Genomic DNA, 11,288 nt, shown 5'->3' with positions numbered 1-11,288 from the left:
TCTGGCCTGCATCGTGGTGCCCGTGTTCGTGCGCTGCCGTTGCGGTCGGTATCCAGCAGGGTCTGCTGGCAGAAGAAGTGAGGGTGGAATTACCGGGCGGTCGACTTGATATCGCCTGGAAAGGTCCGGGTCATCCGCTGTATATGACTGGCCCGGCGGCACATGTCTACGACGGATTTATTCACTTATGAAGCAACCAGGGGAAGAACTACAGGAAACGCTCATGGAGCTGGACGACCGGGCGGTCGTCGATTACCTGCAACGTAATCCTGAGTTTTTTATCCGTAATGCCCAGGCCGTTGAAGCGATGCGAGTTCCGCACCCAGTGCGGGGCACGGTCTCTTTAGTGGAATGGCATATGGCGCGGGCACGTAATCATATTAACGTGCTGGAAGAGAACATGGCGTTGTTGATGGAACAAGCCAACGCCAATGAAAGCCTGTTCTATCGTCTGTTAAATCTGCAAGGGCGGCTGGTGTCGGCCAGCAGTCTTGACGACATGCTGATGCGATTTCATCGCTGGGCGCGTGAGTTAGGGCTGGCCGGAGCGACGGTTCGTCTGTTCCCGGATCGCTGGCGACTTGGCGCGCCATCAAAATTCACCCATCTGGCATTAAGCCGTCAGGCTTTTGAACCGCTGCGTATCCAGCGTCTGGGTCAGTCACAGCACTATCTTGGGCCGCTCAATGGTCCGGAATTGCTGGTCATGATGCCGGAGGCGAAAGCCATAGGCTCGGTGGCGATGTCGATGCTCGGGCAAGATGGCTCTCTGGGCGTGATGCTGTTTAGCAGCCGTGACGTTAATCATTACCAGCAGGGGCAAGGCACGCAATTGCTGCAGGAAATCTCGCTGATGTTGCCGGAGCTGCTGGAGCGCTGGATTGAACGCGTATGACCGATTCACTCCTTTCTCAGGATGTGGCGCGCTTCTTGCGCTATCTGGGCGTTGAGCGTCAGCTTAGCCCGATCACATTGCTTAATTATCAGCGTCAGCTTGATGCCATCATTGCGTTAGCCGGAGAGACTGGTCTGCAAAGCTGGCAACAATGTGATGCTGCGATGGTACGTAGTTTTGCTGTTCGCAGCCGTCGTAAAGGACTGGGGCCGGCGAGTCTGGCGCTGCGTCTCTCCGCGTTACGCAGTTTCTTCGACTGGCTGGTTAATCAGGGCGAGCTGAAAGCTAATCCGGCAAAAAGCGTTTCCGCGCCGAAAGCACCGCGTCATCTCCCTAAAAATATCGATGTCGACGATGTTAATCGTCTGCTGGATATCGATCTCAACGATCCCCTTGCCGTGCGCGATAGAGCAATGCTGGAAGTGATGTACGGCGCGGGTCTGCGTTTATCTGAGTTGGTTGGGCTGGATATTAAACATCTCGACCTCGACACCGGCGAAGTGTGGGTGATGGGTAAGGGCAGTAAAGAGCGTCGCCTGCCGATTGGCCGCAACGCGGTGGCGTGGATTGAGCACTGGCTGGATCTACGCGGGCTATTTGGTAGCGATGACGATGCGCTATTTCTGTCCAAACTGGGCAAACGCATCTCGGCGCGTAATGTGCAGAAACGCTTTGCTGAATGGGGTATCAAGCAGGGGCTGAACAGCCACGTACATCCCCACAAATTGCGTCACTCCTTTGCGACGCATATGCTGGAGTCGAGCGGCGATCTGCGCGGAGTGCAGGAGTTATTGGGTCATGCCAATCTCTCCACGACTCAAATCTATACCCATCTTGATTTTCAACACCTAGCTTCAGTGTACGATGCGGCGCATCCGCGCGCCAAACGGGGGAAATAATGCGTTTTTACCGGCCTTTGGGGCGCATTTCTGCGCTCACCTTTGACCTTGATGACACCCTTTACGATAACCGTCCCGTTATCACACGCACCGAGCAGGAAGCGCTCGCGTTTGTACAGAATTATCATCCGGCGTTGAATTCGCTGCAAAATAGCGACCTACAGCGCTTACGTCAGGCCGTTCGCGACGCCGAGCCGGAAATCTATCACGACGTTACCCAATGGCGTCACCGTGCCGTAGAGCGCGCTATGCTGGAGGCGGGGTTGTCAGCGGCAGAAGCCAGAATGGGGGCGAATGCGGCGATGATGAATTTTGCCAAATGGCGTAGCCGCATTGAAGTCCCGCAGACGACGCATGACACGCTGAAGGCGCTGGCCCGCAAATGGCCGCTGGTGGCGATCACCAACGGTAACGCGCAGCCGGAACTGTTTGGCCTGGGTGATTACTTTGAGTTTGTGCTGCGCGCCGGTCCCGACGGGCGATCAAAACCGTTTAGCGACATGTACACGTTGGCGGCGGAAAAACTGAAAATGCCTGTGGGTGAGATTCTGCACGTGGGTGATGACCTGACGACGGACGTCGCGGGCGCCATCCGTTGTGGTATGCAGGCCTGCTGGATCAAACCGGAAAATGCCGACCTGATGCAAACTGCAGACAGCCGTTTGCTGCCGCATATCGAAATTTCACAGTTGGCATCTCTGACCTCGCTGATATAATCACCAGCAGAACTCTGTATATATACCCAGCTTTTTGGCGGATGGCGCTACGCTAATCCGCCTTACCTACTTTTACGCGGCGGTGCCAATGGACGTTTCTTACCTGCTCGACAGCCTTAATGATAAACAGCGTGAAGCGGTGGCCGCGCCACGCAGCAACATGCTGGTTCTGGCAGGCGCGGGGAGTGGTAAAACGCGCGTGCTGGTGCACCGTATCGCCTGGTTACTGACGGTTGAGAACAACTCGCCGTACTCCATTATGGCGGTGACCTTTACCAACAAAGCGGCGGCGGAAATGCGCCACCGTATCGGCCAGATCATGGGAACCAGCCAGGGCGGTATGTGGGTGGGGACATTCCACGGTCTGGCGCACCGTCTGCTGCGCGCGCACCATATGGATGCGAACCTGCCGCAGGATTTTCAGATCCTCGACAGTGAAGACCAACTGCGTTTGCTCAAGCGTCTGATCAAAGCGATGAACCTTGATGAGAAGCAGTGGCCACCGCGTCAGGCGATGTGGTTCATCAACAGCCAGAAAGACGAAGGGCTGCGTCCGCATCATCTGCAAAGCTACGGCAACCCGGTTGAGCAAACCTGGCAGAAAGTGTATCAGGCTTACCAGGAAGCGTGTGACCGCGCGGGGCTGGTGGATTTCGCCGAGCTGCTGCTGCGCGCCCACGAGCTGTGGCTCAACAAACCGCATATCCTGCAGCACTACCGCGAACGTTTTACCAATATCCTGGTGGACGAATTTCAGGATACCAACAACATTCAGTACGCGTGGATCCGCCTGCTGGCGGGCGATACCGGCAAGGTAATGATCGTCGGCGATGACGATCAGTCAATCTACGGCTGGCGCGGAGCGCAGGTGGAGAACATCCAGCGCTTCCTTACGGACTTCCCCGGCGCAGAAACTATTCGCCTGGAGCAGAACTACCGCTCGACTAACAATATCCTCAGCGCGGCCAACGCCCTGATTGAAAACAACAACGGGCGTCTGGGTAAAAAGCTGTGGACCGATGGCGTCGACGGCGAACCGATCTCGCTGTACTGCGCGTTCAACGAACTCGATGAAGCGCGCTTTGTGGTCAATCGTATCAAGACCTGGCAGGACAACGGTGGTGCGCTGGAGCAATGCGCTATTCTTTATCGCAGCAACGCCCAGTCGCGCGTACTGGAAGAGGCGTTGTTACAGGCCAGCATGCCGTATCGGATTTATGGCGGGATGCGCTTCTTCGAACGCCAGGAAATCAAAGATGCGCTTTCCTACCTGCGTCTGATCGCCAACCGCAATGACGACGCCGCATTTGAGCGCGTGGTGAATACGCCCACCCGCGGGATTGGCGATCGTACTTTAGATGTGGTGCGTCAGACCTCCCGTGACCGCCAGCTAACGTTGTGGCAGGCCTGTCGTGAGCTGTTGCAGGAAAAAGCCCTCGCGGGTCGCGCCGCCAGCGCCTTACAGCGCTTTATGGAGCTGATTGACGCACTGGCGCAGGAGACCGCCGATATGCCGCTGCACGTGCAGACTGACCGGGTGATTAAAGACTCCGGCCTGCGCATGATGTACGAGCAGGAAAAAGGCGAGAAAGGCCAGACGCGTATCGAAAACTTAGACGAACTGGTGACGGCAACGCGCCAGTTCAGCTACAACGAAGAAGACGAAGACTTAATGCCGCTGCAGGCATTCCTGTCTCACGCTGCGCTGGAAGCGGGCGAAGGGCAGGCGGATACCTGGCAGGACGCGGTACAACTGATGACGCTGCACTCGGCGAAAGGTCTGGAGTTCCCGCAGGTGTTTATCGTCGGGATGGAAGAAGGCATGTTCCCCAGCCAGATGTCGCTGGACGAAGGCGGTCGCCTCGAAGAAGAGCGCCGCCTGGCTTACGTAGGCGTGACCCGCGCAATGCAAAAGCTGACGCTGACCTACGCCGAAACGCGTCGTCTGTACGGCAAAGAGGTTTACCATCGTCCGTCGCGCTTTATCGGCGAACTGCCGGAAGCATGCGTTGAAGAGGTTCGCCTGCGCGCCACGGTCAGCCGCCCGGTGAGCCATCAGCGGATGGGTACGCCAATGGCGGAAAATGATACCGGCTACAAGCTCGGCCAACGCGTGCGCCACGCTAAATTTGGCGAGGGCACCATCGTCAACCTGGAAGGAAGCGGCGAACACAGTCGTTTGCAGGTCGCGTTCCAGGGGCAGGGAATCAAATGGCTGGTTGCCGCCTACGCCAGACTGGAAACGGTATGATCGCCTGATGTCGCTGCGCTTATCAGGCCTACGCGGAACGTAATATTTTGATTTGTAGGCCGGATAAGGCGAAGCCGCCATCCGGCTATCTGTCGGTTAATATTCTGAAATCATAGATAAATAATTCCCCTCTGCTAACCTTTCTGTATAAGGGGAAATTATTACTTTTTCGCCATCCGTTGCGTGTTGACGTCAAAATTTTGCTGGCGTAACATGCGCGCACGATTACGCTAAGAGGACATTCGCCTTGGACACACCCAGTAGATACTGGCTCATTATCCTGTCATCCAGGATCAACTCCTAAGGCTATCCCTTTTTGCTGATAGCCTTCGCGGTTGTCAGCGACCTTCTGTTTTTTTCCCGTCGCGCTGAGTCAGGCTGTTTAATGGTCTGAAACCCAATTTGTTTCTGTGTGCCCTCCGAACTGTCCGATAATTTTTTGCATTGGGAGTCCCGGTCATGCTGAGCGCATTTCAACTGGAAAACAATCGTTTAACTCGCCTTGAGGCAGACGAGATCGAGCACCTGGCCAGTTCGGTTTGGGTCGATTTAGTCGAGCCGGATGACGAAGAACGAAACCGTGTGCAAAAGGACTTGGGCCAGAATCTGGCTACGCGCCCTGAACTGGAAGACATCGAAGCATCCGCACGTTTTTTTGAAGACGAAGACGGTCTGCACATCCACTCCTTCTTCTTTTACGAAGACGCCGACGATCACGCGGGTAACTCAACCGTCGCATTTACCATTCGCGAAGGCCGCCTGTTTACTCTGCGCGAGCGCGAACTGCCGGCCTTCCGCCTGTACCGCATGCGTGCGCGTAACCAGGCTATGGTGGATGGCAACGCCTACGAGCTGTTGCTCGACCTGTTCGAAACCAAAATTGAACAGCTGGCAGATGAAATCGAAAACATCTACAGCGACCTGGAAAAACTCAGCCGTGTGATCATGGAAGGGCGTCAGGGCGATGAGTATGACGAAGCGCTGTCGACGTTGGCGGAACTGGAAGATATCGGCTGGAAAGTACGTCTGTGTCTGATGGATACCCAGCGCGCGCTGAACTTCCTGGTACGTAAAGCGCGTTTGCCGGGCAGTCAGCTGGAGCAGGCGCGTGAGATCCTGCGCGATATCGAATCCCTGCTGCCTCATAATGAATCGCTGTTCCAGAAGGTTAACTTCCTGATGCAGGCGGCGATGGGCTTTATCAACATCGAGCAGAACCGCATCATCAAGATCTTCTCGGTGGTTTCTGTGGTATTCCTGCCGCCGACGCTGGTGGCTTCCAGCTACGGGATGAACTTTGAGTTTATGCCGGAATTGCACTGGAGCTTCGGTTACCCGGGCGCGATTGTCTTTATGATGCTCGCGGGACTGGCGCCGTATCTGTACTTTAAGCGCAAGAACTGGCTGTAATCACTGTACTTTATCCGGCCTACGGCGATGTGCTTTTGTAGGCCGGATAAGCGAAGCGCCATCCGGCACTCCCCTAGCTCCGACGAACCCGTCGTTGCGTATAAATCGCATCCATCACGAAAATCGCCAGTGCCACCCAGATAAACGCAAACGTGACCATTTTATCCGTTCCCGGGACTTCACCGTAGAAGGTGACGGCCAACAGGAACATCAGCGTAGGCCCGATATACTGGAAGAATCCCAGCGTGGACAGACGCAGGCGGGTTGCCGCGCCGGTAAAGCACAGCAGCGGAATGGTGGTCACGACACCCGCGGCAATCAGCAGCAGGTTGAGCGACATGGGGTTTTGCCCCATATGGCTGGTTGAGCTGTCCGCAATGCCAAACAGATAGATGGCGGCGACAGGTAAAAGCCACAGGGTTTCGATCAGCATGCCGGTTTGTGCTTCGACGGCAATCTTCTTGCGCACCAGCCCATAGAACGCAAAGCTGAACGCCAGTCCCAGCGCGATTATTGGCAGCGATCCGAAGGTCCACAGCTGTACCAGCACGCCGCAGGCGGCTAACAGTACTGCCAGCCACTGCATGCGACGAAAGCGCTCACCGAGGAATAGCATTCCCAGCACAATATTCACCAGTGGGTTAATAAAATAGCCGAGGCTGGCTTCCAGCATATGGTGATTATTGACCGCCCAAATGAACAGCAGCCAGTTTCCGCCGATGAGCACTGCAGAGAGCGCCAGCAGGAAGATCTTCTTTGGCGTTTGTAGCAGCGTTTTGACGCCTGACCACTGGCGGCTGATGCTCATCAGTACCACCATAAAGAAAAATGACCAGATGACGCGGTGCGTCAGGATCTCATCCGCCGGGACATAGTAAATCAGCTTGAAGTAGGCGGGAGCGATACCCCAAATAAAATAAGCAGCAAGAGCGAGTAGCACGCCCTGCCGCGTTTGTTTAGCATCCATCGGGAAAACTCATTGCAGAAATGTAACAGCAGTTTACCTTTTTTTAGGCACTTACCCCACCATATAAGTGGCGGTTGCGCTGGCAATATAAAGCTGTTCTTCGTTATGCAATTCCACGCGCGCAACAGCGACTTTATTACCCGCCCGCAGCAGGCTACTGGTGGCGGTAAAGCGATTCCCTCTTCCGGGACGCAGATAATCAACACGCAAATCGATTGTACCCATGCGTGACATCCGCTGACGCAGTTCGTCCTCGCTGATCGTTTCATGGCGGGTCAGCGTACTCCCAACGCATACCAGCCCGGCGGCGACGTCCAGCGCCGAGGCGATCACGCCGCCATGCAGAATGCTTTGCGCCCAGTTGCCGACCATCATCGGTTGGTTATTAAAGGCTAATTGAGCAAATTCTTTCTCATAGCGTTCGAGCTCCAGTCCCAGCGCCCGGTTAAACGGCATATGATAGACAAACATTTCACCCACTAACTTCAGCGCTTCCTCAGCAGTAAGTACGGCAGACATACGATCCCTACATCTCGGTGGTTAATGAAATGTTGATATTATGCTTATTATTTGTTGTTTTCTACTTTAGGACGGGATAACTAACGAGTAACTAGCTAAGTATGTAGAATACTTGCCAGATAATTATACAATTCATCAATATTTTGGTTCAGGAGAACATTACCGATGCGGGCGATTCTGGGATGGTTACTACCAGCAATTATGCTGCCGTTGACCGCGTATGCGCAGGAAGCGACAGTGAAAGAGATTCATGATGCACCGGCGGTTCGTGGCAGTATTATCGCCAATATGCTGCAGGAACATGACAACCCTTTCACGCTTTATCCTTATGATACCAACTATCTTATTTACACCAATACCAGCGACATGAACAAAGAGGCGATCAGCAGTTATAGCTGGTCCGAAAATGCGCGCAAAGATGAAGTTAAGTTTCAGTTAAGCCTGGCGTTTCCGCTCTGGCGCGGGATATTAGGCCCAAACTCGGTACTTGGCGGTTCCTATACCCAGAAGTCCTGGTGGCAGCTTTCGAACAGTGAAGAGTCTTCACCGTTTCGCGAAACCAACTACGAACCGCAATTGTTCCTAGGTTTCGCCACCGACTATCGCTTTGCCGGTTGGACGCTTCGTGATGTCGAAATGGGTTATAACCATGACTCCAACGGCCGTTCCGATCCCACGTCACGTAGCTGGAACCGTCTTTATACCCGTCTGATGGCTGAAAATGGTAACTGGCTGGTGGAAGTTAAGCCGTGGTACGTGATTGGTAGCACCGACGATAACCCTGATATCACTAAATACATGGGCTACTATCAGCTGAAAATGGGGTATCACCTGGGTGACGCGGTTATCAGCGTGAAAGGCCAGTACAACTGGAATACCGGCTACGGCGGTGCAGAGCTGGGGGCCAGTTATCCCATTACGAAGCATGTGCGCCTATACACTCAGGTCTACAGTGGTTACGGCGAATCGCTGATTGACTACAACTTCAATCAGACGCGTGTTGGTGTGGGCGTGATGCTCAACGATATCTTCTGATAAGTATTGAGAGTATTTTAATCATTGCAGTTTCTCTCTCAGGCGCTGAAAATAGCGCCTGTTTTTATTTCGGGCGAATGGGGTTAATGTGGCGCAGGCGGAAGTGTTGAATCTGGAAATGGGCGCTAAACAGGTTTTGCAGGAAACCTTTGGCTACCAACAGTTTCGCCCCGGTCAGGAAGAAATCATTGATACCGTGCTCTCTGGTCGCGACTGCCTGGTCGTTATGCCGACCGGCGGCGGTAAATCCCTGTGCTATCAAATTCCCGCATTATTGCTAAACGGACTCACCGTTGTTGTTTCCCCGCTGATTTCCCTGATGAAAGATCAGGTCGATCAACTGCTAGCCAACGGCGTGGCGGCGGCGTGCCTGAATTCTACTCAAAGTCGTGAACAGCAGCTTGAGGTGATGGCGGGCTGTCGCAGCGGGCAGATTCGCTTACTGTACATTGCGCCCGAACGCCTGATGCTGGATAACTTCCTTGAGCATCTGGCGCACTGGAATCCGGTGCTGCTGGCGGTTGATGAAGCGCACTGTATTTCGCAGTGGGGGCATGATTTCCGCCCCGAGTACGCTGCGCTGGGTCAGTTACGTCAGCGTTTCCCGACGCTGCCGTTTGTGGCGCTGACCGCGACCGCGGATGAGACAACCCGGCTGGACATTGTGCGTCTGCTGGGACTCAACGACCCGTTAATTCAGATCAGCAGCTTTGACCGCCCGAACATTCGCTACATGTTGATGGAGAAGTTTAAGCCGCTCGATCAGCTGATGCGCTACGTGCAAGAGCAGCGCGGTAAGTCTGGCATTATCTACTGTAACAGTCGTGCCAAAGTCGAAGACACCGCCGCGCGTCTGCAAAGCCGTGGCATCAGCGCCGGGGCTTATCATGCCGGGTTGGAAAATGCCGTACGCGCTGAAGTGCAGGAGAAATTCCAGCGTGATGACCTGCAAATCGTAGTGGCGACCGTGGCGTTCGGTATGGGGATCAACAAACCTAACGTACGCTTCGTGGTGCATTTCGATATTCCGCGTAACATCGAATCCTATTACCAGGAAACCGGCCGCGCCGGGCGTGATGGCCTGCCGGCGGAAGCGATGCTGTTTTACGATCCGGCGGATATGGCATGGCTACGCCGTTGCCTCGAAGAGAAACCCGCCGGGCAACTACTGGATATCGAACGTCATAAGCTCAATGCGATGGGGGCGTTTGCCGAGGCGCAAACCTGTCGTCGTCTGGTGCTGCTGAACTATTTTGGCGAAGGGCGTCAGGAGCCGTGTGGCAACTGCGATATCTGTCTCGACCCGCCAAAACAGTACGACGGACTTATGGATGCGCGCAAAGCGCTGTCGACGATTTACCGTGTTAACCAACGCTTCGGCATGGGGTACGTCGTGGAAGTGCTGCGCGGAGCGAATAACCAGCGTATTCGCGAACTGGCTCATGACAAACTGCCGGTCTATGGCATTGGTCGCGAGCAAAGCCACGAACACTGGGTGAGCGTTATTCGCCAGCTTATTCACCTGGGCCTGGTGACGCAGAATATTGCTCATCACTCCGCGTTACAGCTAACAGAAGCCGCGCGTCCGGTGTTGCGCGGTGACGTTGCGTTACAGCTTGCTGTACCGCGTATTGTGGCGCTGAAACCGCGTGCGATGCAGAAATCCTTCGGTGGTAACTACGACCGCAAACTGTTCGCCAAATTGCGTAAGCTGCGTAAAGCCATTGCCGACGAAGAGAACATTCCGCCGTACGTGGTGTTCAACGACGCCACGCTGATTGAAATGGCGGAGCAGATGCCGGTTTCACCGAGTGAAATGCTAAGCGTCAACGGTGTGGGGATGCGTAAACTGGAGCGTTTCGGTAAAGAGTTTATGGCGCTTATTCGCACACACGTTGATGGTGACGACGAAGAGTAGTCAGCCGGGCAAAAAAGTGCCAGGATGGTGACTCACTGAACTATTCCCCCGCGAGTCATTTTTATGTTAACGCTATTTTTCACCGTTGCGTTGGTGCATATCGTTGCGCTGATGAGCCCCGGTCCCGATTTCTTTTTTGTTTCTCAAACTGCGGTTAGCCGTTCGCGCAAAGAAGCTATGATGGGTGTGCTGGGCATTACCTGCGGCGTCATGGTCTGGGCTGGCGTGGCACTGCTCGGCCTGCATCTGATTATCGAAAAAATGGCCTGGCTGCATACCATTATTATGGTAGGCGGGGGGCTGTATCTGTGCTGGATGGGTTATCAGATGCTGCGCGGCGCGTTTAAAAAACAGGATGTTGCAGCGCCCACTCCGCAGGTGGAGCTGGCGCAGAGCGGACGCAGCTTTTTGAAAGGTCTGCTGACCAACCTGGCGAACCCTAAAGCCATTATCTATTTTGGCTCCGTCTTCTCATTGTTCGTTGGCGACAACGTGGGAACGGGCGCGCGTTGGGGGATCTTTGCTCTGATTATCGTGGAAACACTGGCGTGGTTTACCGTGGTCGCCAGCCTGTTTGCGCTCCCGAAAATGCGTCGTGGCTATCAGCGTCTGGCGAAGTGGATTGATGGTTTTGCCGGCGCGCTGTTCGCAGGCTTCGGTATCCATCTGATTATTTCG

The 11,288-nt window shown here is 54.6% G+C and carries 11 protein-coding genes and 1 pseudogene; 10 read left to right on the top strand and 2 right to left on the bottom strand.

The genetic code is table 11. The features are described 5' to 3' along the window. The 7 genes and pseudogenes from FDW94_RS24050 to corA all read left to right on the top strand — a co-directional run. A pseudogene (locus FDW94_RS24050) lies at positions 1 to 191 on the top strand (hypothetical protein); the annotation flags it as partial. Beyond that, the gene (locus tag FDW94_RS10085; RefSeq protein ID WP_008787084.1) at positions 188 to 895 is read left to right on the top strand and encodes a DUF484 domain-containing protein; all 708 of its coding nucleotides are present in this window, start codon (positions 188 to 190) and stop codon (positions 893 to 895) included. The pseudogene FDW94_RS24050 and the gene FDW94_RS10085, both read left to right, overlap by 4 nt. Then, positions 892 to 1,794, top strand: coding sequence for a tyrosine recombinase XerC (gene xerC, locus FDW94_RS10080; RefSeq protein WP_137377524.1), 903 nt, complete (start codon positions 892 to 894; stop codon positions 1,792 to 1,794). Before FDW94_RS10085 ends, xerC begins: the two co-directional genes overlap by 4 nt. Continuing rightward, positions 1,794 to 2,510, top strand: a complete 717-nt coding sequence (gene yigB, locus FDW94_RS10075; protein WP_032945701.1) for a 5-amino-6-(5-phospho-D-ribitylamino)uracil phosphatase YigB — start codon at positions 1,794 to 1,796, stop codon at positions 2,508 to 2,510. The genes xerC and yigB overlap by 1 nt, the downstream gene beginning before the upstream one ends. Before the next feature lie 88 nt (positions 2,511 to 2,598). Continuing rightward, positions 2,599 to 4,761 (top strand): DNA helicase II, encoded by a 2,163-nt coding sequence (gene uvrD, locus FDW94_RS10070; protein ID WP_003828957.1) that lies wholly within the window; start codon positions 2,599 to 2,601, stop codon positions 4,759 to 4,761. A gap of 247 nt (positions 4,762 to 5,008) precedes the next feature. Continuing rightward, a complete protein-coding gene (ysgD, locus tag FDW94_RS23610) occupies positions 5,009 to 5,065 on the top strand; it encodes a YsgD/CorL family protein (RefSeq protein WP_212723238.1) in 57 nt (18 codons plus the stop codon). A gap of 155 nt (positions 5,066 to 5,220) precedes the next feature. Beyond that, positions 5,221 to 6,171: a magnesium/cobalt transporter CorA gene (gene corA / locus FDW94_RS10065; RefSeq protein WP_003017920.1), complete on the top strand. Its 951-nt coding sequence runs from the start codon at positions 5,221 to 5,223 to the stop codon at positions 6,169 to 6,171. A 73-nt stretch (positions 6,172 to 6,244) separates the two neighbouring features. Here the strand turns inward: corA and rarD are convergent, their stop codons facing one another. Together rarD and yigI are read right to left on the bottom strand one after the other, a co-directional pair. Then, on the bottom strand, positions 6,245 to 7,138 hold the full coding sequence (gene rarD / locus FDW94_RS10060; protein ID WP_003828953.1) for an EamA family transporter RarD: 894 nt from the start codon (positions 7,136 to 7,138) through the stop codon (positions 6,245 to 6,247). Between the two features lie 51 nt (positions 7,139 to 7,189). Beyond that, positions 7,190 to 7,657 carry an acyl-CoA thioesterase YigI gene (yigI, locus tag FDW94_RS10055; protein WP_003017917.1) on the bottom strand — a complete coding sequence of 156 codons (468 nt, stop codon included), beginning with the start codon at positions 7,655 to 7,657 and terminating at the stop codon, positions 7,190 to 7,192. Positions 7,658 to 7,822: 165 nt separating this feature from the next. On the opposite strand from yigI, the gene pldA reads away from it, so the two are divergent. From pldA to rhtC, 3 genes are all read left to right on the top strand, one after another. Next, positions 7,823 to 8,692, top strand: a complete 870-nt coding sequence (gene pldA, locus FDW94_RS10050; protein ID WP_003828947.1) for a phospholipase A — start codon at positions 7,823 to 7,825, stop codon at positions 8,690 to 8,692. An 88-nt stretch (positions 8,693 to 8,780) separates the two neighbouring features. Beyond that, on the top strand, positions 8,781 to 10,610 hold the full coding sequence (gene recQ / locus FDW94_RS10045; RefSeq protein ID WP_111466299.1) for an ATP-dependent DNA helicase RecQ: 1,830 nt from the start codon (positions 8,781 to 8,783) through the stop codon (positions 10,608 to 10,610). A gap of 63 nt (positions 10,611 to 10,673) precedes the next feature. Further along, positions 10,674 to 11,288 (top strand): threonine export protein RhtC (gene rhtC, locus FDW94_RS10040; protein WP_137377527.1); only part of this gene is annotated, 615 nt, incomplete at its 3' end.

This window comes from Citrobacter sp. wls757 (assembly GCF_005280935.1).
GTDB classification, from domain to species: domain Bacteria; phylum Pseudomonadota; class Gammaproteobacteria; order Enterobacterales; family Enterobacteriaceae; genus Citrobacter; species Citrobacter portucalensis.
The sequence above is the reverse complement of the archived record's forward strand: the minus strand, read 5'-3'. Positions and strand labels throughout refer to the sequence as shown.

Bases quoted from the DNA above. Each gene is read 5' to 3' on its own strand.
- FDW94_RS10085 (WP_008787084.1), top strand. From the start codon at position 188: ATGAAGCAACCAGGGGAAGAACTACAGGAAACGCTCATGGAGCTGGAC.
- xerC (WP_137377524.1), top strand. From the start codon at position 892: ATGACCGATTCACTCCTTTCTCAGGATGTGGCGCGCTTCTTGCGCTAT.
- yigB (WP_032945701.1), top strand. From the start codon at position 1,794: ATGCGTTTTTACCGGCCTTTGGGGCGCATTTCTGCGCTCACCTTTGAC.
- uvrD (WP_003828957.1), top strand. From the start codon at position 2,599: ATGGACGTTTCTTACCTGCTCGACAGCCTTAATGATAAACAGCGTGAA.
- corA (WP_003017920.1), top strand. From the start codon at position 5,221: ATGCTGAGCGCATTTCAACTGGAAAACAATCGTTTAACTCGCCTTGAG.
- rarD (WP_003828953.1), bottom strand. From the start codon at position 7,138: ATGGATGCTAAACAAACGCGGCAGGGCGTGCTACTCGCTCTTGCTGCT.
- yigI (WP_003017917.1), bottom strand. From the start codon at position 7,657: ATGTCTGCCGTACTTACTGCTGAGGAAGCGCTGAAGTTAGTGGGTGAA.
- pldA (WP_003828947.1), top strand. From the start codon at position 7,823: ATGCGGGCGATTCTGGGATGGTTACTACCAGCAATTATGCTGCCGTTG.